Origin of the sequence: Endobacterium panacihumi, assembly GCF_050847465.1 — a bacterium.
Lineage (GTDB): Bacteria > Pseudomonadota > Alphaproteobacteria > Rhizobiales > Rhizobiaceae > Neorhizobium > Neorhizobium panacihumi.
On sequence record NZ_JBOZRA010000001.1, the window covers coordinates 67,860 to 89,619 of the forward strand.

The window sequence follows — 21,760 nt, forward strand, 5'->3', positions numbered from 1 at the left end:
TTAAAGGGACGCGACGCGCCAGATTCAATTGCTGTTGAGCTGAGCCGGAGCCGGCGTCCCATTGTTGTTTTCGGCTGGTGCCGAATGACCTTCGTGCTGCGCACCCGGAGCGGCTTCATGCGGAGCCGGCTCGCTGCGGGCAGGTTCGCCCGTGGCGGGAACGGTGTCGCCCATGCCGGAGCCGGTTCCGTGTGCGGATTCGCCGGCATGACGATTGTCATACTTCAGCTTTTCGCGGTTCTCGTGGCTTTCGACGCCAGCGCCGCCCATCATGTCGATGTGCATCATCTCGTTCATGCACATCTTGCCGGGCGTGGCGCACATGTTGAGAACGCGGCTGTAAAGGCCGTCCTCGACGGTGGCGTAATAACGAACGGGTTCGCGCTCGCTCGGCTTTTCGAGTTTCAGATAGGCGTCGCGGCTGAGCGCCGTGCCGGTCTGCTTGACGCGGGCGATCCAGCTGTCGAAGCCTTCATTGGTCACGCCGTGGAACTTGAAGCGCATGTGCGAGAAGCCGGCGCCCGAATAGTTGGCCGACAGACCGTCGAACACGCCTTCCTTGTTGATGACGGCGTGCAGCTTCGTTTCCATGCCCGGCATGGCGTAGATCATGCCTGCCAGCGCCGGAACGTAGAAGGAGTTCATCACCGAGGATGCGGTGATCTTGAAGGTGATCGGACGATCGACCGGGGCGGCCATCTCGTTGACGGTGGCAACGCCGTATTCCGGATAGAAGAACAGCCACTTCCAGTCGAGCGCGACGACTTCCACTTCGAGCGGACGCGTATCGGCCGGGATCGGGCGCTCTGCATCGAGCCGGTCCAGCGGACGGTAAGGGTCAAGCTTGTGGGTGCTGATCCAGGTGATTGCGCCGAGGACGATGATGATAGCCAGCGGCGCCGACCAGATCACGACTTCGAGGCGCGTCGAATGATGCCAGTTGGGCTCATACCGCGCCTTGGTGTTCGAATGGCGATAATGCCATGCGAAATAGAGCGTCAGAAACAGTACCGGTACGATGATGAGAAGCATCAACAGCACGGATACGACGATGAGATCCCTCTGTTGCGCCGCAATATCCCCCGAGGGTGACATGACGACCATGTCACAGCCGGCAAGTGCGAGGGGGATGGCGAGCGCACAGAGGCGAGAAACAAGCTTCAACAACCTAGGCATCTTTCTGTTCGAAATTCGCATTTGTTCATTTTGACTAATGCAGCGTCGCCGTAGCCTCTATGAGGTGTTTCGTCGCATCGCAACAAAAAATGCGATTGCGCAAGGGAACGAAGCCCCTTGAAAATCATTGCGTGAGGCATAAGCCCCACACCGCAAGCGTTTTCTCGATTAAGGCGGAAATGGGGCAAAGCCAAGGCGGCGCAGCATTTGAAATTAGTGAAATAATCTAAATCTGCATGTCTTTATCAGAATGTTCTTGATTGCCTGACCCATTCACCGACATCATCACAATGTTGGTACCGGAATTGAAAGCGAAGGAGGACGCAATTCATGACCGCTGTCGCAATACCCTCGTCCACGTCTGCCGAAAACGACGTCAGGCACATGCATGAGGACAAGCCGGTGTCGCCAGGCAATATTGCCATTGGCGTCGTCATCGGCCGCATGTCCGAATTCTTCGACTTCTTCGTTTACGGTCTCGCATCCGTTCTGGTGTTTCCGCGTCTGGTGTTTTCGTTCGTACCCGATCCGGTCACCGCAACGCTTTATTCGTTCGCCGTCTTCTCGCTGGCATTTCTGGCCCGCCCGGTCGGATCCGTCGTGTTCATGTGGATCGACCGCGTCTATGGTCGCGGTACGAAACTGACGACGGCGCTTCTGATCCTTGGCGGTTCCACCGCCTCGATCGCCTTTTTGCCCGGTTATGAAACCGTCGGCATGTGGTCGGTTGCGCTTCTGGCGCTGTTCCGCATGGGCCAGGGCTTTGCGTTGGGAGGCGCATGGGATGGTCTGGCGTCGCTTCTGTCGCTGAATGCGCCGAAAAATCGGCGCGGCTGGTATGCGATGATCCCGCAGCTTGGCGCGCCGATCGGTTTTGCCATGGCCAGCATGCTGTTCGGTTATTTCGTCGCCAATCTGTCCGACGCGGACTTTTTGAGCTGGGGCTGGCGTTATCCGTTCTTCGTGGCCTTTGCCATCAACGTCGTTGCACTGTTTGCGCGGCTGCGCATCGTCGCCAGCAAGGAGTTCGGCGCACAACTTGAGAACCATGAACTCGAGGCGCGCCCGATCCTGGAGACGGTCAACAAACATGGCCGTGACATCCTGCTGGGTGCCTTCGTGCCGCTCGCAAGTTTTGCCATGTTCCATCTGGTGACGATTTTTCCGCTCAGTTGGGTCACGCTCTATGGTGGCCAGCCGGCTGCAGGTTTTCTGTTCGTGCAGATTGCCGGTGCCGTCGTCGGCGTGATGACGATCATCCTGTCGGGCATGCTGGCCGACCGGATCGGCCGCCGCGGCCAGTTGCTGATCGGGGCGATCATCATCGCCATCTTCAGCTTCACAGCGCCGTTCCTGCTGGATGCCGGCCCGGCCGGGCAGGATGCGTTCATCATCATCGGCTTCGGTATTCTCGGTCTGTCGTTTGGTCAGGCATCCGGTTCGGTGTCGTTCCGTTTCAGCCAGGGCTACCGTTATACCGGCGCGGCCTTCACGTCTGACCTTGCATGGCTGGTCGGCGCGGGGTTCGCCCCGCTCGTGGCGCTCGGGCTCGCCAGCAATTTCGGCATCATCTTTATCGGTGGTTATCTGATCTCGGGTGCGATCTGTACCTTGGTTGCTCTGGGCGTGAGCCGGGCACTGGACAACAGTTCGGACAGTGCCGGCACGGTCTGACCGATGACAGCATGAGAATGACAAAAGTCCCGGCGGGTGACCGCCGGGGCTTTTGTCTTGAGATGTTGCTTTGGTTCAGGCCTCGCCGGGCGTGAAGCCGAGCAGATAGATGCCGGCGATGACGATGGCGATCAGAAAGATGGTGATCACGAATTTGACCATGCCGCGGCGGGCTTGCGGTCGGCTGTCCTGCATGACGCTGCTCCTCGTTTTATGAAACCGTCTGCCTCACGGGAGGCGTTGCAGGGTCAACCCATTGGCGGCAAAGAAGTTCCGCCGCCAGAGCGGGAGAAGCACAGAGGAAATGTCCCTATTCGGCGGCGACCGTCTGTGTCGCATGTCCAAGATCGCGGGTCAGGCGCAGTGTATCGATGGCGATCACGCGTTCCTCATCGGTCGGCACCACCAGCGTGGCCACGCGGGCATCCGCCGCGCTGATATTGGGGTGACCCTTGCGGGCGATTTCGTTGACGCCTTCGTCGATCGATACGCCCAAGATGCCGAGACCCGAGCAGATGCGCGACCGGATTTCGGCGCTGTTTTCGCCGATGCCGGCCGTGAAAACCAGCGCGTCAAAACCGTTCATGGCGGCGGCGTAAGCGCCGATCTGCTTGCGGATCTGGTAGACGAACACCTCGACGGCGAGCTTGCAGCGTTCATTGCCGGCATCTGCGGCCTCGCAGACCTCGCGCATGTCGTTGGAGAGGCCGGACAGGCCGAGAAGCCCGCTTTTCTTGTAGCAGATGGTTTCGACCTCATCGAGGCTCATGCCCAACGTCTTGACCAGATGGAAGATGATGGCGGGGTCGAAATCGCCGGAGCGTGTGCCCATGGGAATGCCGCAGAAGGTGCCGAAACCGATACTGGTATCCACCGATTTTCCGCCCTTCACCGCATCGATGGTGACGCCGTTGCCGAGATGGCAGACGACCATGGACAGATCCTCGATCGGCCGGTTCAGCACTTCGGCTGCAGCCTGCGAGACATACCGGCAGGAGGTGCCGTGAAAGCCATATCGGCGGATGCCGTGCTCGGTGCAGAGTTCGTAGGGGAGTGCATAGACATGCGCGTGCGGCGGCACGGTCTGGTGGAAGGCGGTGTCGAACACGACGACATTGGGCGTGCCGGGAAACAGGCGTTTCGCTTCCTCGATACCGGCGATGTTGCAGGGGTTGTGCAGCGGCGCAAAGGCGGAGCATTCGGCCAGCCCCTGCATGACAGTGTCATCGACAAGGACGGATTCCACGAATGTCGAGCCGCCATGAACGGCGCGGTGGCCGATGGCGGTGATCTCGCGTGTTTGCGTGATCACGCCGATTTCGGATGACAGCAGGTTTTCCATCATCAGCGCGAAGGCAGCCTGATGGTCAGGCATATCCCGCGTGATGCGGATCTTGCCGCTTTCGGTGCGATGGTCGACGTAACTGCCGGGTTCGCTGATTTTGGCGATGACGCCCGAGGCCAGGACATGCGCCAGATCGGTGCTGTAGAGTTGGTATTTCAGGCTCGAGCTGCCGCAGTTGATCGTCAAAATCACGGAAAAATCCTTTTTGAAAAGAATGGCGGCGCAGCGGGATGGGAGGGGAAACTGCGCCGCCTTAGGGATCGACTGAAGATCCCTGTTCAGATGGCCCTGTTCAGACCGGAAGCGGCACGAGTGCCCAGAAGCCGAGGAAGGTCAGCCCGTTGAAGACGAAGGTCATCAGCGCAATGGTGCAGGCGGGCGGGTCGATGTGGGTGTCGCCATGGCAAAGGAAGAGGCGGGCAAAAAACTCGCCGACAAAAGCGCAGGCGAGACCGGCGATCGCCGCCCACAGGATGCTGCCCGACGATGCGCCGACGATGGCGGCCGGCAGCATGATATGGTGAGTAACGGGCGTCAAAACGCCGACGGTGAGCAGAATGAGGCTTGACGCGGCGATGCCGAAGGCGAGAAGCGCGCCGGTGCCGCCATAGGTGATGCCCAGCCAGCCGCCCAGCAGGCCGCCGCCGATGCCGATCAGCACAAGCTGGCCGATGCCGCTCTGGAAGACCAGCCATTTGGTGGCGTCGGTCGGTTCAAAGAATTTGCGACCCGGTTCCGACTTGCCGCACAGACCGCATTTGCCGAAGGCAAAACGGGCAATGAAGGCCGAGATGACGACACCGGCACCGGGCAGATCGGTCCATGCCAGCGTGGGTGAAAAATTCGGGATCATGGCCAGCAGCCATACAATGAGATAACCGATAATACCAAAAAGGCCACCGATCAGCAGAACGTCGGGGCTGTTCAAACCCATGCCGGCGGTGGTTATGTTGCGGCCGCTATCGAGCTTGCCCTTGCAGGCGGCATAGGCGGCGGCGGCAACGCCCGAGGCGAAACCGCCGACATGCGGGCCGAAAACACCGAAGGGGATGCCGAAAAAATCGGTGGCGGCGGGGGCGACCGCCAGCTGGATGGCGACGCCCAGCATGGAGAGAAAACCCACGAAGGCGAAGGCGGGCAGGGCGCCGATGGCCGCGCCAAAAATACCGCCGCCGAAAGCGACGAGCAGGCCGAGCATTGTCATATCTAATCTCTCCCCGGAACCTGCCGTCTTTTTCGGCTTCCCTTGCCGCGCCGGATGGCCCGTAAAAATGTCGTTGCGATAGCGACCGGCAGTCCCTTGCCCGGCCGCATCCCATCGGCCCGGGCACAGGTTCACAGGCGAGCGCCGAGGGCGCCGCCGTTGTGGTGGCCGTGTGGGTTTTCGAAGTGGATGCCGCTGTCAGGTTGTCGATCTGCGCCCAAACTACCGAGGCGGGATGAAGCGGGTCAACGCGACGATTTTGGCCTCAACGGGTAGTTTTTTGTCACCAACTGCGCGGAAGAAAGAACCGCCCGGCGGCGCGCCGAAAAACGCATTGAAATCAGATGGCGATGTTTGCGCCGGATCAATCGTGCTGCGGCATTGGTGGTCGAGCGCGCGCCTTTTTCCAGAGGGGCCGTTGCCGGTCGTGCCGGGCAAGGACAAGAAAACACCGGGTGCAGAAATTCCTTGTTTCTACCCGCGCGGGCTTTCCGACCGGTATGCTATATAACCCTCTGAATTCCAATGCTTTTCCGGATGTCGAAGCTCAGTCAAGTATTTACCCGTGCTGGTCAAACCCGTCGCGTTGACCCTTCAGAGGCCCCGAGCCTACGTTTTTGCCAGACGAATGCGCCCCCGGCCAAAGGGCATCGGGGACGTCTACCACACTGGAGGACGTAATGATTGAGAAGGGCTTTTCCAAACCGACAGACCGCGTGATGCGGCTGAAGAAACAGATCATCGATGCCCGACCGCATGTCGAGTCGGAGCGCGCTGTTCTGGCCACCAGGGCCTATCAGGAAACCGAAGGCCTGCCGGCGATCCTGCGACGTGCCCGCGTTGTCGAAAAGATCTTCAACGAGCTGCCGGTCACCATCCGCGAGGACGAACTGGTCGTCGGCGCGATCACCAAGAACCCGCGTTCGACCGAAATCTGCCCGGAATTCTCTTTCGACTGGGTCGAAAAGGAATTCGACACGATGGCAACCCGTCTTGCCGATCCTTTCGAAATTCCGAAACAGACCGCTGACGAACTGCGCGAAGCTTTCAAATACTGGCCGGGCCGCACCACCAGCGATCTGGCTTCCTCCTACATGTCGCAGAAGGCCAAGGACTGTATCGCCAACGGCGTGTTCACCGTCGGCAACTATTTTTATGGCGGCGTCGGCCATGTCTGCGTCGATTACGGCAAGATCCTGACCATCGGTTTCCGCGGCGTCATCGCCGAAGCGGTGAAACAGATCGAAATGCTCGATCTGATGGATCCGTCCTATATCAAGAAGCAGCAGTTCTATAACGCCGTCATCATCTCCTATAAGGCCGCGATCGATTTCGCCCACCGTTATGCCGACAAGGCAACGGAAATGGCGCGCGCTGAAAGCAATCCGACCCGCCGCGCCGAGCTGGAGCAGATCGCCAAGAACTGCACCCGCGTTCCGGAATATCCGGCCTCGACCTTCTGGGAAGCCTGCCAGGCCATGTGGTTCGTGCAGTGCATGCTGCAGATCGAATCCTCCGGTCACTCCATATCCCCCGGCCGCTTCGACCAGTACATGTATCCCTTCCTCAAGGCCGATACGACGATCAGCCGCGAATTCGCGCAGGAACTGGTCGACTGCATCTGGATCAAGCTGAACGACGTCAACAAGACCCGCGACGAAGTCTCGGCCCAGGCCTTTGCCGGTTACGCCGTGTTCCAGAACCTGTGCGTCGGCGGCCAGACGCCGGATGGTCGCGATGCGACCAACGACGTGTCCTACATGTGCATGGAAGCCACAGCGCATTGCCGCCTGCCGGCACCATCCTTCTCCATCCGCGTCTGGCAAGGCACGCCTGACGAATTTTTGCACCGCGCGGCGGAAGTCGTTCGTCTGGGTCTCGGTCTTCCGGCCGTCTATAACGACGAAGTCATCATTCCCGCCCTGCAGAACCGCGGTGTTTCGCTCGCCGATGCCCGTGATTACGGCATTGTCGGTTGCGTCGAGCCGCAGGCGATCCACAAGACCGAAGGCTGGCATGATGCCGCGTTCTTCAACGTCGCCAAGGTTCTTGAAATCACGCTCAACAACGGCAAGGTCGGCGATACCCAGCTCGGCCCAGTCACCGGCGATGCCAAGGCCTGGACCTCGCTCGACGACTTCTATGATGCCTTCAACAAGCAGATGGCCTTCTTCGTCAAGTATCTGGCCGAAGCCGACAACTGCGTCGACATCGCTCACGCAGAACGTGCTCCACTGCCATTCCTGTCGCCGATGATCGAGGACTGCATGGGACGCGGCATGTCGGCCCAGGAAGGCGGCGCGATCTACAACTTCACCGGTCCGCAGGCCTTTGGTGTCGCCGATACGGGTGACTCCGTCTATGCGATGAAGAAGTTTGTCTTCGACGACAAGCGCCTGAACATGGCCGAGTTGAAGGAAGCGCTCGACGCCAATTTCGGTCTGGAAATCGGCGCAACGGTCAAGTCTGCCAATGGCAGCAGTGAACTGACCGAAGGCCAGATCTACGACGCCGTCCGCAAGGTTCTTGCCGCCAGCAAGTCGGTGGATGTCGGAACGCTGAAGGATGAGGTCTATCGCACGCTCGCTGCCGGCAATGCGCCTGCAAGCGCGTCGAAATACGAAGACGTCCGCCGTCTGCTCGACTCAGCCGAAAGCTTTGGCAACGACATCGATGATGTCGACCTGATCGCCCGCAAATGCGCGCAGATTTACTGCAAGGAAGTGGAAAAATACACCAATCCCCGCGGTGGCCAGTTCCAGGCCGGCATCTACCCGGTTTCGGCCAACGTGCTGTTCGGCAAGGATGTCGGGGCTCTGCCCGACGGCCGTCCCGCCAAGGCACCGCTTGCCGATGGTGTGTCGCCGCGTCAGGGCAAGGACCGTCTCGGTCCGACGGCTGCCGCCAACTCGGTTGCCAAGCTCGACCACTTCATCGCCTCGAACGGTACGCTCTATAACCAGAAGTTCCTGCCCTCGGCACTCGCCGGCGATATCGGGTTGCGCAACTTCGCCTCGCTGGTCCGCTCCTATTTCGACCAGAAGGGCATGCACGTGCAGTTCAACGTGATCGACCGAAAGACGCTTCTCGAAGCCCAGGCCGATCCCGAAGCGCATCGCGATCTGGTGGTCCGCGTGGCCGGTTACTCCGCGCAGTTCGTGGTTCTCGCCAAGGAAGTGCAGGACGACATCATCAGCCGCACGGAACAGTCTTTCTGATCAGGACAAGGCCTTACCCCGCCGGGCGCGGGGTTGGGCCTGAGGGAGGGGCGCGGGCCGAAATGAAGCCTGGCCTGCGCCTTTCCAAAACCAACCGAAACTGCCAATCACAGGTGAACTCATGCCCTCCTACAAAAGCTTTTCCCCCCGGACCGAGATCGTGTTCGGCGAAGGGCTGCTCGACAGGCTCAAGGCCTATCGGGGCCAGCGGGTCGGCATCGTCACTGACGAATTCATGGCAAAATCCGGCCCCCTCGACCGCGTGCTGGCCCATCTTGATGGCTGCGACGTGAAGGTGTTTGCCGAAGCCATTCCCGAACCGCCGATCGCAACCGTCACCAAGGGGGCCGGCATCTTTGCGGAATTCCGCCCGGATGTGGTGATTGCGCTCGGCGGCGGTTCGCCCATCGATGCGGCCAAGGCAATCGTTGCCGTGGTGCGCTCGACGGATACCAGCCGCACCATCTGCTTCGTCGCCATCCCGACGACCAGCGGTACGGGATCGGAAGTCACCTCGTTTGCCATCATCTCGGATCCTGACAAGGGCCGTAAATTCCCGCTGATCTCGCCGGACATGGTGCCGGATATCGCCATTCTCGACCCGGAATTCGTGCGCACCGCACCGCCGAAAGTGACCGCCGATACCGGCATGGATGTCATTACCCATGCGTTGGAAGCGGTGGTCGCCAATGGCCGCTCGCATTTCACCGATGCCTTTGCGGAAAAGTCGCTGGAACTGGCCTTCGCCAACCTGCCGAAAGCCTATGCCGACGGCAATGACATGGCGGCACGCGATGCGATGCATCAGGCATCCTGCCTTGCAGGTTTGGCCTTCAGCGAGGCAGGGCTTGGTATCAACCATGGTCTGGCCCATGCCATCGGCGGGCGTATGCATCTCGTTCACGGACGCATCAATGCGGTGCTTCTGCCGCATGTCATCGCGTTCAATACTGGCCTCGAAGACGATGCACCGGGCTGCCGCGAGACGCTCGCCATCTATGCCCGCATCGCCACCCGTATCGGGCTGGACGTTCCGAGCCCGCGGGCCGGCGTGCTGGCGCTGATCCGGGCCATTCAGTCACTCAATACACGGTTTTCGATTGCGCCCACGCTGGCTGGCCTCGGCATGGATGTCGAGGATTTTCGCGCGGCAATACCGGAAATCGCAACAGCGGCGCTGGCGGATGCCTGCACCGCGGGAAACCCACGCCGACCCACGCTGAAGGAGCTTGAAATGCTCCTCGGCCGGGCCGGGGGCTAAGGCCGGGAGGGAGGAGCAGACGACACGTCCAATCCGAAAATACGGTCATTACATCAACACCAAACACGCAAAGCTAAGGAGTTAAGTCATGCAACAGGAAGCTCTCGGAATGGTCGAAACCAAAGGTCTGGTTGCCGCCATCGAAGCAGCGGACGCCATGGTCAAGTCGGCCAATGTCGCCATCGTCGGTTACGAAAAGATCGGCTCGGGCCTCGTCACCGTGATGGTTCGCGGTGACGTCGGCGCCGTCAAGGCAGCAACCGATGCCGGTGCCGTCGCTGCCGAAAAGGTCGGCACGGTTGTCTCCGTCCACGTCATTCCGCGCCCGCACATGGAAGTCGAAAAGGTCCTGCCGGAACAGAAGGCCGGCTGAACCCCTGAACCCAATCTGGAGGATCGACAATGAAAGACGCTCTTGTCGAGCAACTCATGGACGAGGTGATCCGCAAGATGGGGGGGAGCGCAAGCTCCCCGGCCGCGGCGGCCCCCGCTCCTGAGACGACGGTAGCCCCGAAAACGGCGCCGAAAGCCTGTAATCTCACCGAATTCGTCGGTACCGCCAATGGCCACACTGTCGGTCTGGTGATCGCCAATGTGGACCCGCTGCTGCACGAGCAGATGAAGATCGACAAGAAATACCGGTCGATCGGCATCGTCGGTGGACGTACCGGCGCCGGACCGCAGATCTTTGCTGCTGATGAAGCGGTGAAGGCCACCAACAGCGAAGTGCTTGTCATCGAACTGCCGCGCGACACCGAAGGCGGTGGCGGCCACGGCAGCTTGATCATCTTCGGCGCCGAGGACGTTTCCGACGCCCGCCGCGCCGTTGAAGTGACGCTGTCGGAACTCGACCGCACCTTTGGCGACGTTTACGGCACACCGGCCGGCCATCTGGAATTCCAGTACACCGCCCGCGCCAGCCATGCGCTTGCAAAAGCGTTCGGCGCACCGGTCGGCCAGGCTTTTGGCATCACGGTCGGTTCGCCGGCTGCGATCGGCGTGCTGATGGCGGATACCGCCGCCAAGGCCGCAACCGTCAATCCGGTCGGTTACGCCACGCCGGGCAATGGCGGCACGAGCTACTCGAACGAAGCGATCTTCATGTTCTCCGGTGATTCCGGTGCCGTCCGGCAGGCGATCCGCGCTGCCCGCGACGTGGGCAAGCAGATCCTCGGCACGCTCGATCCCGCGCCGGTCCTCTCCGGCTCGAAGCCGTACATCTGAAACTGAAAGGAGACCGTCATGTCGCAGGAAGAAAGCCTTGGACTGATCGAGACCATCGGCCTGTCGGCGGCCATCGCCGCTGCGGACGCCGCGGTGAAATCGGCCAATGTCACGCTGATCGGTTACGAGCTGACCAAGGGTGACGGCATGACGGTCGTGAAACTCCGCGGCGACGTGGGGGCCGTCAAGGCTGCAGTGTCCGCAGCCGAGGCGGAGGCGGGGCGTGTTGGACGAGTTGTGGCGACCCGGGTCATTGCACGCCCCGCCAGCGACCTGACCAGGGTCGTGGACACGAAGGATACCGTCGGGGTCGAACATCCCGCGTCTTCCAAGCTTGAGCCAAAGGCCCCGGAAACTGTCGCGATGGCGACGGAGGAAGAGCCTTCCGCGGAACCGGTGCCCACGCCGGAACCGGCCGAACAGGCCCTTTCCGGCCAAGGCGGCGAGGCTGCTGAAACCCTTGTTTCACCGGTGAGTGAACCTTCCGAAGCTGAGCCGGCTGCTCCCGACGCCGCACCTGCTACGGCCGGGGCAGCCGAACCGGTCAAACAGCAACAGCCGCCTCGCTCGCCGTCGCGTCCGGCCAAACAGCATCGCAGACGCTGACGAACAATGCCGGCAGGCGGAAAGGGGCAAAACCCATCCGCCTGCGGGATTTCCAAAAATGCCCGGGATGCAGCGGGCGGAATGTACAGGACAAGACAATGCAGATCACCCGCGCGGTTCTCGATGAAATCGTCGCCAGACTTCTGGCCCAGGGACTTGCGGCCGCTGCCGAAGCGAAAAGCACGGTGGGCGCATCGACGGAGACAGCCGCCCAGACCGACCCCTATCTGGTACCGATCGGCATTTCCAACCGTCATATCCACCTGTCGCGTTCCGACATGGATGCTTTGTTCGGGCCCGGCTCGCAACTGACGCGCAAATCCGCATTGAAACAGCCCGGCCAGTATGCGGCCGAGGAAACAGTGACCCTACGCGGCCCCAAGGGCGAGATCGCCAAGGTGCGTGTACTCGGGCCGCTGCGCAAGGAAACCCAGATAGAGGTTTCGGTGGCCGATGGTTTCGTGCTCGGCATCAAGCCGCCGATGCGCATGTCCGGCAGGCTGGATAATACGCCCGGCGTCGAACTCGTCGGCCCGCAGGGGACAGTGAAGAAGGAAGGCGGCGTCATCGTTGCGCTGCGCCACATCCACATGCTGCCGGCCGAAGCCGCAAAGCTGGGCCTCAGAAATGGCGATGAAGTCGATGTCGTGGTCGAGGGCGTGCGCGGTGGCGTCATGCATCACGTCACCATCCGCGCCGCCGAGGCCTCCTCCACCGAGATGCATATCGATGTCGAGGAAGCCAACGCTTTCGGGCTGAAGAACAACGCGCTCGTGCGGATCGTCAGGGTCTGATCGGGGAAGAGAGAACGTCATGTCCGTCGTCGACAGCAAACTTCAGGCATTTGGGAGACTGGTCCGGGAAGGTACGTTCGTGTCCGTTTCTGACCGCGCACCCGGCCCGCTGAAAGTGGGCGTCGACCTCGGCACGGCCAATCTCGTGCTGTCGGTCGTTGATGTGGACAACAACCCGGTTGCCGGTGCGACCCTCCATTCGACCGTGGTCCGCGATGGCATCGTCGTCGATTACATCGGCGCGGTGAATGCCGTGCGCAAAATGAAGGCCGAGATCGAGGAAAGGCTGGGTCAGCCGCTGAAATATGCGGCCACCGCCATTCCGCCGGGCATTCACAGCGGCAGCACCAGAGCGATCGGCAATGTTGTCGAGGCCGCCGATTTCGAGCTGGTGGAAATTATCGACGAACCGACCGCTGCCGCCCGCCTTCTCGGCGTGACGGATGGCGCGGTTGTCGATGTCGGCGGTGGCACGACGGGCATTTCAGTTCTTAAAGGGGGCGACGTGGTTGCCGCTTTCGACGAGGCCACCGGCGGCACGCATATGACGCTGGTTCTGGCCGGTGCCCGCAAGATCAGTATTGCCGAAGCCGAAGCCGAAAAGCTCGACCCGAAAAACGAACGCGACGTGTTTGCATTGGTGCGCCCCGTCATCGACAAGATGGCGACGATCGTATCCGGCTTTCTCGCAAAATTTCCGGATGTGGAAACGATCCACGTCGTTGGTGGTGCCTGCTCCTTCACGGAATTCGAGGCGGTGCTGGCCAAGGTCACCGGCCGCCGCGTCATCAAGCCGGTCGAACCGCTGCTGGTCACCCCGCTCGGCATCGCCATGTTCGACAGCGGCGCGCTGCCTCATGCCGGAGGCCGGCCATGACGCAGCTCGATGACATGCTGGACCGGATCCTGATCGACCTTCTTTCCGACCGTATCATCGAACGGATGAAGAGCAGGGCACAGGTTCAACGCCGTTCGGCGCTGGTTCTGTTTGGCGAAACCGATTTCGGGCTGGATGCCGCGCTTGCGCAGATGGCGCAGTTGCAGACCGCCGGCTGGACGTTCGAAGCCGTTTTTGCGCCGGACGCTCCAGTCCTGGCGAAGGGCAAGCTTGCCGATGTGAATATGCCTGAAGCCGGTGGTTCCGTGGCCGATCTGCTCGGTCGCCATACGCTTGTGCTGGTGCCGACGCTCAGCCTCTCGCTGGCCGCCAAGGTGGCGGTCGGTATTGCCGACGACCTGCTGTCGGGCCTGTTGCAGGGCGCGCTGGAACGCGGCAACCGCATCATTGCGGCACGCGACGGTGTCTGCCCGAATGGCCGGGATCGTCGCGAACGCGGGCTTCTGCCGAACGCTGCCTATCAGGCGGTGATGAGCGGTCATCTGCAGAAAATTTCGGATTTCGGCATCGAGCTGAGCTGGGCCGCACGACTTGTCGCGGCGATCGATGGCACGGGCCGACAGCCGGCTCCGGTTTCCAAATACACCCGGCAAACCGGCGTATTCGGTCTCAGCGAGACCCGCGGTTTTGACGGCCACGAATTGCTGCTCGGCGGCGGTGTCATCGTCACGCCTGCTGCTGCGGAAGAACTGCGTGCGCGAAACATCCGGCTCGTCAGATCCGGTGCGTGAGGGAGGACGAAACATGTATCTCGCCAAGGTTATCGGACGGGTGGTCGCCACCACCAAGGATCACAGCCTTTCCGGCTCGAAACTCCTGATCGTCGCGCGGCTGAACGAACAGTTGCAGCCGGAGGGCAAGACCGATGTCGCTGTCGATACTGTGGGCGCCGGCAAGGGTGAAACGGTGATCGTCACCACCGGCAGTGCAGGGCGGTTTGCCGCCTCGCTGCAGCATTCGGTGGTCGATGCCACCATTGTCGGTATCGTCGATACGGTGGAATGCAATGCGCTGGCGGAGGTTTGAGAATGTTCGCCGCTCATGAGCATGACCGGATCGTCGAGGCGCTTGCGCTGGAACTTGGCAGGCGTGGCCTGACAGCTGGATCGCGGACATTGACGCTGGCTGATGCGCAGCGTCTGGCAGCGAGTGCCGAGGCAAAAGCCCGCTCCATGGGCCTGCCCGTCTGCATCGCGGTGACGGATGCCGAAGGCGGCAAGATCCTTTTCCACCGCATGGAGGGCAGCCTGCCGGCAAGCATCGGGCTTGCCTCGGCAAAAGCCTGGACGGCGGCGGCTTATCGCATGGGCACGGATGAACTCGGGGCTGCTGCCCAGCCGGGGGGCATGCTGTTCGGCGCGGGGCATACCGATATCCGTGTGGTTCTTTTTGGCGGGGGGCTTCCCTGCCGCGTCGGCGGCGCCGTGATCGGCGCCATCGGCATCAGTGGCGGCACGGTGGACGAGGACATGCTCATCGCCCGCCATGCGCTCCAGACATTTTCCGAAGCAAGGGGAACGGTCCCCGGAGAAGGAACAGGACTATGAACGACCAAGACATTAACGACGCCGTCAATCGCGTTCTCGCCAACTTTTCGGGCACTTCTTCTGCGGCCAGCGTCGCGGTCGCCGCTCCGGCTCCTGTTGCGCCTGCTCCTGCCGCGTCGAAATCATCCTCGATCGATGATGCGGTTGCGCGCATCATCGCGGAAATGGGCGGAACCACGACGGCCAAGGCTGCTGAACCGCTTGCCACCGCGCCGTTCTCGCAGGGCTGCAATGCTGTCGGTGAAGCCAATTGCGCCGGCTGCAAGGATTGTGCTTTGGGTGGCGCAGTTTCGCTTGATATTTCAGACGAGGAAGCCGTCACGCTCGGCGAAGGCGTGTTCGCCACCATGGACGAGGCCATCGAGGCCGCCGCAGAAGCCCAGCGCCAGTATCTGTTCTGCTCGATGTCGGCCCGTCAGAGCTTTGTCGACGGCATTCGCGACATCTTCGTTCAGCCGGATATCCTGGAGCGCATTTCTCGCATGACGGTTGAGCAGACCGGCATGGGCAATGTCGAGCACAAGATCATAAAGAACCGTCTGGCCGCGCAGAAGACGCCGGGTACCGAGGACCTGACAACCGAGGCGCAGAGCGGCGACGATGGCCTGACGCTGGTCGAATATTCGGCTTTCGGGGTCATCGGCTCGATCACGCCGACCACCAATCCGACCGAAACGATCATCTGCAATTCGATCGGCATGCTGGCCGCCGGCAATTCGGCTGTCTTCAGCCCGCATCCGCGTGCAAAGATCGTGTCGCTTCTGACGATCAAGATGATCAACCGCAAGCTGGCGGCACTCGGCGCACCGGCCAACCTGATCGTCACCGTGCAGGCCCCGTCGATCGACAACACCAATGCGATGATGGCGCATCCGAAAGTGCGCATGCTGGTCGCCACCGGCGGCCCGTCGATCGTGAAGACGGTTCTTTCCAGCGGCAAGAAGGCAATCGGCGCCGGTGCCGGTAACCCGCCGGTCGTGGTCGATGAAACCGCCGATATCGAAAAGGCCGCGCAGGACATCGTCAACGGCTGCAGTTTCGACAACAACCTGCCCTGCATCGCCGAAAAGGAAGTCATCGCCGTCGACCAGATCGCCGATTTCCTGATTTCGCAGATGCAGAAGGCCGGTGCCTATCTCGTCAAGGATGCGGCCGTCGTAAAAAAGCTGGAGGAACTGGTTCTGACGGCCAAGGGTGGCCCGCAGACCAATTGCGTCGGCAAGAGCGCCGTCTACCTGCTCGACAAGGTCGGCATCAAGGTCGGGCCGGATATCCGCGTCATCCTCATCGAACTGCTGAAGGAACACCTGTTCGTGCGCGAGGAACTGATGATGCCGATCCTGCCGCTGGTGCGCGCAAAGGATGTCGACGAAGCCATCGATCTCGCGGTCGAACTGGAGAACGGCAACCGCCACACGGCGATGATCCACTCCACCAATGTCCGCAAGATCACCAAGATGGCCAAGCTCATCCAGACGACGATTTTTGTGAAGAACGGCCCTTCCTATGCCGGCATCGGCGTCGGCGGCGAGGGTTACACGACCTTCACCATTGCCGGCCCGACCGGCGAGGGCCTGACCTCGCCCAAATCCTTCGCCCGCCGCCGCAAGTGCGTGATGGTCGAGGCCCTCAACGTGCGCTGATGGCCTGACCGACAGAGAAGAGAACGACTCGAGGAGACCCGCCATGACGACCCGCATCATCAACGCCCCGCATCCCGATGTGTTGCAGATGTTGCAGCGGCGAATGCCGCCGCATGGCCGGGCCTGGGTGCAGGCAAACCGGGTGGATTCGGTCGGGCTGATGCAGATCCCGGTGGCGGATCTCTTCTACTTCTCCGATCTGGCGCTGAAATCGGCCGACGTGTTCACGGTGGAGCTTTACGGCACCTGCCCGCAACACGTCACGTCACTGGCCGTATTGGGCGAAACCGCGTCCGTTCGCATGGCGATGGAGGCGATCGCGACGGCGCAGCAGAGCGGGTTCTGACACACAACGGGCGTCCGGGGAGGGCGCCCAGAGCCGGCATTGAAGCCGGATTTTGAATGAGAGGAATGCCCCCGTGAACACCATCGATTACGAAAAAGAAGGCATTGTCTTCGACATCCAGCGCTATTCCATCCATGACGGGCCGGGTGTGCGCACGATCGTATTTCTGAAGGGCTGCCCTTTGCGCTGTCTGTGGTGCTCCAACCCGGAATCGCAAAACCCGGAGCCGGAACTGTTCTTCCGCCCTTCCGCCTGCATCAAGTGCGGCCAGTGCATGCAGGTTTGCCCCACCAAGGCGCTGGCCTATGAAAATCCCAATTTCGTCGATCGCGGCAAGTGCATCAAATGCGGCGCCTGCACAAAAGTCTGTCCGACCGAGGCGCTGAAACGCGCGGGCAGGACCATGAGCATCGCCGAGGTGATGCAGGAACTGCGCAAGGATGCCAATCATTACCGCCGGTCTGGCGGCGGAGTGACGCTGTCCGGTGGCGAGCCGCTGTTCCAGCATGCCTTTGCCAAGCAGCTTCTGATGGCGTGCCACGAACAAGGCTGGAACACAGCCATGGAAACCACCGGCTGCACCACCCGCGAAATCGTGCGTGAGGTCATTCCGCATGTGGATCATGTGCTGATGGACCTGAAGTCGATCGATCCGGCCACACATCAGGCCGCGACCGGCATCGACAACCGGATCATCCTCGAAAACGCGCTGTGCATCTCGTCGCTCACCCAGACCGTGGTGCGCATTCCGGTCGTGCCGGGCGTCAACAATACTGTCGAGGCGATCACGGCGATCGGCAATTTCGCAAGACTTATGCCGGGTGTGAATACCGTGCATCTTCTGCCCTACCACACCTATGGCGAAAATAAATATGCGCTGCTCGGCCGGCCCTATCCGATGTGCGATGCGCCCAACCTCAAGCCGGAAGACATGGCGCCGTTCAAGGCCGCCCTTGAGGCGCTTGGATTCACCTGCGTGATCGGTGGCTGAGTGGCACGAATGACGGCCGGTACGCCCGGTCAACAATGGAAGGAGACGGCCATGGTCGTGCGTTACACCACCTCGGAATCGGTCACGGAAGGTCACCCGGACAAGGTCTGCGACCAGATATCCGACGCCATTCTTGACGCTCATCTGACTGAGGATCCAATGGCGCGGGTCGCCGCCGAAGTGATGGTATCCGGCAACATGGTGCATGTGGCAGGCGAAGTGACATCGAAGGCGCGGGTCAACGTGGTCGGCGTGGTACGCGATGTCATCCGGCAGATCGGATATACCGATCCGGATCTGGGCTTCGATGCCGATGGCTGTTTTGTCCTGACCGATCTGCACGAACAATCACCGGATATTGCGCAAGGCGTGGTTCAGGAAAAGGATTTTGGCGCGGGCGATCAGGGGATTTTCTATGGTTACGCGACCGATGAGACCGACAGCTACATGCCGGCCGCCATCCATTATGCGCACCGGCTGACGCATCGGCTGGCAGCGGTGCGCAAGAACGGGCTTCTGCCATTCCTGCGACCGGACGGCAAGGCGCAGGTGACCTTTGCGCATGATGCTCAAGGCCGGCCCCAGCGCCTGATCGGTGTCGTCGTGTCTAACCAGCATGCGGAGAATGTTTCGGACGAAAGCCTGCTGCGCGGAGTGATCGGCGAGGTGATCGCACCCGTGATGGGAGATTGGCTGCGGCGTGATACGCGTGTGCTGATCAATCCGACCGGGCGGTTCGTGGCTGGTGGGCCGGCGGCTGACACGGGGCTCACCGGTCGCAAGATCATCGTTGATACCTATGGCGGTATCGGGCGGCATGGCGGGGGCGCGTTTTCCGGCAAGGATGCCACCAAGGTGGATCGCACCGGCGCCTACATGGCGCGTTACATCGCCAAAAATGTCGTGGCGGCGGGGCTGGCGAAAAACTGCGAAATATCGCTCGCATTTGCGATAGGTCAGAAAACGCCCGAAATGGTCGGGGTATCGATGGAGGGAGAATCGAAGGTCGATACGGATATTGTTGCGGAAGCGATACGCGAACTGTTCCCTCTGAGCGTATCGGGGATGATCGACGCACTTGCGCTGCGCCGTCCCGTTTTTCAAAAAACCGCTTCCTATGGTCACTTCGGTCGAATGACGGAGGAGAGATCATGGGAGAAAACGGATCGGGCACAGATCCTGCGGAGGTATTGCGGCGTCTGACGCCTGACGTTGTGCTTTTTCCCGAGCTGTTTCCGGCAGCCGCCGGTCGTGCCGCCGACGATAGCGCGGCTGTCAAGGCTGTGCGCCGCAAACGCCTGCTGGAGTTGATGGGCACCGACATGCTCCAGAAGGTGCAGGACAATTTCAGCGCCGCCGTGGGCGTCGCGATGGTGATCGTCGATCCCGAGGGCGTGCCGGTCACAAAACCTTCCGGCTTTTCCAGTTTCTGCCAGTCGATCCGGCTGAGAGCGGAATGGCGCGAACGCTGTTTTCACTGCGATGCGGTGGGCGGGCGCACGGCCTTGTCGACCGGCGAGCCGTCGATCTACAAATGTCATTGCAGCCTTGTCGATTTCGCTGCGCCGATCATCATGCGCGGGGAATATCTGGGCGCCGTCATCTGCGGGCAGGTGAAACTTGCCGTCGGAGAAGAGGCTCCGGGCCTTGTTGACCTCTCCAACATCTTTCCGACGGAACAATCCTGGCATGAGGATCAGCCGCTTCTGGATGAGCATCGCAGGATCGGCGAGATCACCTATGAAAAGCTGCGTTCCGCCGCCTTTTCGATGTTCTATATTGCCTCGCATATCGTTGAGGAGAGCTATTCCAAGGGCGTGACGCAGGAGCTTTACGCCAACAACCTGCGGCTGGCCGAGGAAAGCAAACGCCGGGCACAGCTGGAAAAGCTGCTGCGCGAGGCCGAGCTTCAGGCACTGTCCTATCAGGTCAATCCGCACTTTCTGTTCAACGTTCTCAATACGATCGGACGACTGGCGCTGGTGGAGGAGGCGGCGCAGACCGAAAACACGGTTTATGCCTTCGCCGACATGATGCGCTACATCCTGAAGAAGAGCGGCTCGCAATTCGTGCCGCTGCGAACCGAGATCGAGCATGTCGGCAATTACCTGCAACTGCTGAAACTGCGGCTCGGCGACCGGTTCGATTTCACCCTCGATGTACCGGAGGAGTTCATGGAGGTGCTCTGTCCCTTCATGGTGCTGCAGCCGATTGTCGAGAACTGCATCAATTATGCGATCGAACCGCGTGAAAGCGGCGGGCTGATCGAACTCGTCGGTTACCGTGATGGCGCCGACGTGATCATCGATATCGTCGATAACGGCGCCGGCATTTCGCCGGACCGCAAACAGGAAGTGATGCGCGGGGAGGCGGATCACGGCAATCGCAAGAGCATCGGCATCTACAATGTCGACAGCCGTTTTCGTTATTATTTCGGGCCGGAGCACGGGTTGGAGATCCTCAGCCCCTACCGGCAGGGACGCGGCACGCTGGTGCGCATGCGGTTTCCGCTCGACTTCGATCCCGCCGAATTCTGATTTTTCATTGCTACCGATGCCTCGAGGAGGAGGAGAAATACCATGTTCAGTATTGCCATCGTCGAAGACGAGGAATTGGAGCGGCGCGCTCTGCGGACCATCATCGAGCGCAATGTCGAGGGCATCTGCATCGTCGGCGAGGCGAAGAACGGTTCGGAGGCCGTGCGGCTTCTCGATGAGGAGCGTATCGACCTGATGTTGCTCGACATCAAGATCCCGCGTCCGCACGGTCTGGAAATCCTGCAGATGATCCGTGAGCGGCATCTGACGACAAAAGTCCTGATCCTGACCGCTTACGACTATTTCGAGATCATGCAGAAGGCGATCGAGCTGAAGGCCGACGGTTTTCTGCTCAAACCGGTGCGCACCGAAGCGCTTCTGAAGGCGGTTGGAGACTGCCTGGCCGAACCCTTTGCCGCCGCGCCGGGCCGCTCTGCTGTCGTCGAGGTGGAGGACATCGATGCCGACGATATCCAGGGGCGTCTCGGCGATCTGGTCGACCGGCGCGCTTATCGCGACTGCCTGCGGCTGGTGCGGCGGCGGCTGGAGACGATCTACGCGCATCGCGACACGGCGCCGCGCCATGAAGTGCTCGATCTCGCCGAGATGTTGACCGATCTCGTGGCGCTTTCCGGCCGCGAATTGCCGCAGGCCATTGCCCGGCAGATTGACGGGCTGGAGAGTCAGCGGCTGGATGCGCGCAGCCTCTATAAGGTGCAGGAGCTGTTCTGCCAGATCACGGATACGTTGTTCGAAGCCGATGACGAGCGCACGGTGCCGGCGGGCGAACGGATCGAAACCGTGCTGCATTTCATCGAGCGCAATCTTGCCAAGGGTGTGACACTGGAGGATGCGGCCGAATTCGCGCATGTCAGCCCGTGTTATCTGAGCCGGCTGTTTCGCAAGGAAATGAACATGACCTTCATTTCCTACCTGAAGGAGCAGCGGATCGAGCGTGCGAAGGATCTGTTGCAAAACAGCGATCTGCCGATCACCAACGTATCGCTGGATCTTTCCTATGCCGATGCGAATTATTTCTGCAAGGCCTTCAAGAAGGAAGTGGGCATCTCTCCCTCGGAATACCGGCGCCGGTTTCAGACGTCGGCTGGCGGTTCGGCAGCGCAAAATCCCGCGACTGTGCATGCCGCAGCGTGAGGCCGAAAAGTAAGCTTTGCAGTTAAGGGGTTTTTAGCGGGGGATTGGGGAACGTGATCCCCCGCAATCAAGGCCTGTCCGGCCGGCATTGACAAGGCTGAATATCAACTGCCCAACCATAACGGCATCGAAAGCCATGCC

Annotated in this window: 21 protein-coding genes; 18 read left to right on the forward strand and 3 right to left on the reverse strand. The window is 61.0% G+C overall.

Translation table 11 applies throughout. The features are described from left to right. Positions 1-24 precede the first annotated feature (24 nt). Positions 25-1,176 (reverse strand): ubiquinol oxidase subunit II, encoded by a 1,152-nt coding sequence (gene cyoA / locus ACRQ1B_RS00335; RefSeq protein ID WP_432291693.1) that lies wholly within the window; start codon positions 1,174-1,176, stop codon positions 25-27. Between the two features lie 330 nt (positions 1,177-1,506). On the opposite strand from cyoA, the gene ACRQ1B_RS00340 reads away from it, so the two are divergent. Next, positions 1,507-2,850 (forward strand): MFS transporter, encoded by a 1,344-nt coding sequence (locus tag ACRQ1B_RS00340; protein ID WP_432291694.1) that lies wholly within the window; start codon positions 1,507-1,509, stop codon positions 2,848-2,850. Positions 2,851-3,160: 310 nt separating this feature from the next. On the opposite strand, the gene ACRQ1B_RS00345 is transcribed toward ACRQ1B_RS00340, so the two are convergent. Both ACRQ1B_RS00345 and ACRQ1B_RS00350 read right to left on the reverse strand, forming a co-directional pair. Next, positions 3,161-4,387, reverse strand: coding sequence for an acetate/propionate family kinase (locus ACRQ1B_RS00345; RefSeq protein ID WP_432291695.1), 1,227 nt, complete (start codon positions 4,385-4,387; stop codon positions 3,161-3,163). A 100-nt stretch (positions 4,388-4,487) separates the two neighbouring features. Further along, a complete protein-coding gene (locus ACRQ1B_RS00350; protein ID WP_432291696.1) occupies positions 4,488-5,399 on the reverse strand; it encodes a DUF7973 family transport facilitator in 912 nt (303 codons plus the stop codon). Between the two features lie 235 nt (positions 5,400-5,634). On the opposite strand from ACRQ1B_RS00350, the gene ACRQ1B_RS00355 reads away from it, so the two are divergent. The 17 genes from ACRQ1B_RS00355 to ACRQ1B_RS00435 all read left to right on the forward strand — a co-directional run bounded on the left by ACRQ1B_RS00355 (position 5,635) and on the right by ACRQ1B_RS00435 (position 21,619). Beyond that, entirely contained in the window at positions 5,635-5,910 is a 276-nt protein-coding gene (locus ACRQ1B_RS00355) for a hypothetical protein (RefSeq protein WP_432291697.1), read from the forward strand. Positions 5,911-6,079: 169 nt separating this feature from the next. Continuing rightward, positions 6,080-8,617 carry a glycyl radical protein gene (locus ACRQ1B_RS00360; protein ID WP_432291698.1) on the forward strand — a complete coding sequence of 846 codons (2,538 nt, stop codon included), beginning with the start codon at positions 6,080-6,082 and terminating at the stop codon, positions 8,615-8,617. Positions 8,618-8,738: 121 nt separating this feature from the next. Then, positions 8,739-9,878: a 1-propanol dehydrogenase PduQ gene (locus ACRQ1B_RS00365; protein WP_432291699.1), complete on the forward strand. Its 1,140-nt coding sequence runs from the start codon at positions 8,739-8,741 to the stop codon at positions 9,876-9,878. An 88-nt stretch (positions 9,879-9,966) separates the two neighbouring features. Next, entirely contained in the window at positions 9,967-10,251 is a 285-nt protein-coding gene (gene pduA, locus ACRQ1B_RS00370) for a propanediol utilization microcompartment protein PduA (RefSeq protein ID WP_112548792.1), read from the forward strand. Positions 10,252-10,280: 29 nt separating this feature from the next. Further along, a complete protein-coding gene (gene pduB, locus ACRQ1B_RS00375) occupies positions 10,281-11,102 on the forward strand; it encodes a propanediol utilization microcompartment protein PduB (protein WP_432291700.1) in 822 nt (273 codons plus the stop codon). A gap of 18 nt (positions 11,103-11,120) precedes the next feature. Further along, a complete protein-coding gene (locus ACRQ1B_RS00380; RefSeq protein ID WP_432291701.1) occupies positions 11,121-11,708 on the forward strand; it encodes a BMC domain-containing protein in 588 nt (195 codons plus the stop codon). Between the two features lie 98 nt (positions 11,709-11,806). After that, positions 11,807-12,502, forward strand: coding sequence for a phosphate propanoyltransferase (locus tag ACRQ1B_RS00385; protein ID WP_432291702.1), 696 nt, complete (start codon positions 11,807-11,809; stop codon positions 12,500-12,502). Positions 12,503-12,521: 19 nt separating this feature from the next. After that, a complete protein-coding gene (gene eutJ / locus ACRQ1B_RS00390; protein WP_432291703.1) occupies positions 12,522-13,379 on the forward strand; it encodes an ethanolamine utilization protein EutJ in 858 nt (285 codons plus the stop codon). Next, positions 13,376-14,131, forward strand: a complete 756-nt coding sequence (locus ACRQ1B_RS00395) for a hypothetical protein (RefSeq protein ID WP_432291704.1) — start codon at positions 13,376-13,378, stop codon at positions 14,129-14,131. Before eutJ ends, ACRQ1B_RS00395 begins: the two co-directional genes overlap by 4 nt. Before the next feature lie 13 nt (positions 14,132-14,144). Then, on the forward strand, positions 14,145-14,426 hold the full coding sequence (locus ACRQ1B_RS00400) for a EutN/CcmL family microcompartment protein (protein ID WP_432291705.1): 282 nt from the start codon (positions 14,145-14,147) through the stop codon (positions 14,424-14,426). A gap of 2 nt (positions 14,427-14,428) precedes the next feature. Then, the gene (locus tag ACRQ1B_RS00405; RefSeq protein WP_432291706.1) at positions 14,429-14,947 is read left to right on the forward strand and encodes a GlcG/HbpS family heme-binding protein; all 519 of its coding nucleotides are present in this window, start codon (positions 14,429-14,431) and stop codon (positions 14,945-14,947) included. After that, entirely contained in the window at positions 14,944-16,590 is a 1,647-nt protein-coding gene (locus ACRQ1B_RS00410) for an aldehyde dehydrogenase family protein (RefSeq protein WP_432291707.1), read from the forward strand. Before ACRQ1B_RS00405 ends, ACRQ1B_RS00410 begins: the two co-directional genes overlap by 4 nt. A 43-nt stretch (positions 16,591-16,633) precedes the next feature. Continuing rightward, entirely contained in the window at positions 16,634-16,936 is a 303-nt protein-coding gene (locus ACRQ1B_RS00415; protein ID WP_432291708.1) for a BMC domain-containing protein, read from the forward strand. Positions 16,937-17,009: 73 nt separating this feature from the next. Further along, positions 17,010-17,927: a glycyl-radical enzyme activating protein gene (locus ACRQ1B_RS00420; protein ID WP_432291709.1), complete on the forward strand. Its 918-nt coding sequence runs from the start codon at positions 17,010-17,012 to the stop codon at positions 17,925-17,927. 9 nt (positions 17,928-17,936) lie between these two features. Further along, a complete protein-coding gene (metK, locus tag ACRQ1B_RS00425; RefSeq protein WP_432291710.1) occupies positions 17,937-19,130 on the forward strand; it encodes a methionine adenosyltransferase in 1,194 nt (397 codons plus the stop codon). Further along, positions 19,079-20,464 carry a sensor histidine kinase gene (locus tag ACRQ1B_RS00430; protein ID WP_432291711.1) on the forward strand — a complete coding sequence of 462 codons (1,386 nt, stop codon included), beginning with the start codon at positions 19,079-19,081 and terminating at the stop codon, positions 20,462-20,464. The genes metK and ACRQ1B_RS00430 overlap by 52 nt, the downstream gene beginning before the upstream one ends. Positions 20,465-20,506: 42 nt before the next feature. Then, positions 20,507-21,619: a response regulator gene (locus ACRQ1B_RS00435; protein ID WP_432291712.1), complete on the forward strand. Its 1,113-nt coding sequence runs from the start codon at positions 20,507-20,509 to the stop codon at positions 21,617-21,619. The last annotated feature ends 141 nt before the right edge of the window (positions 21,620-21,760 follow it).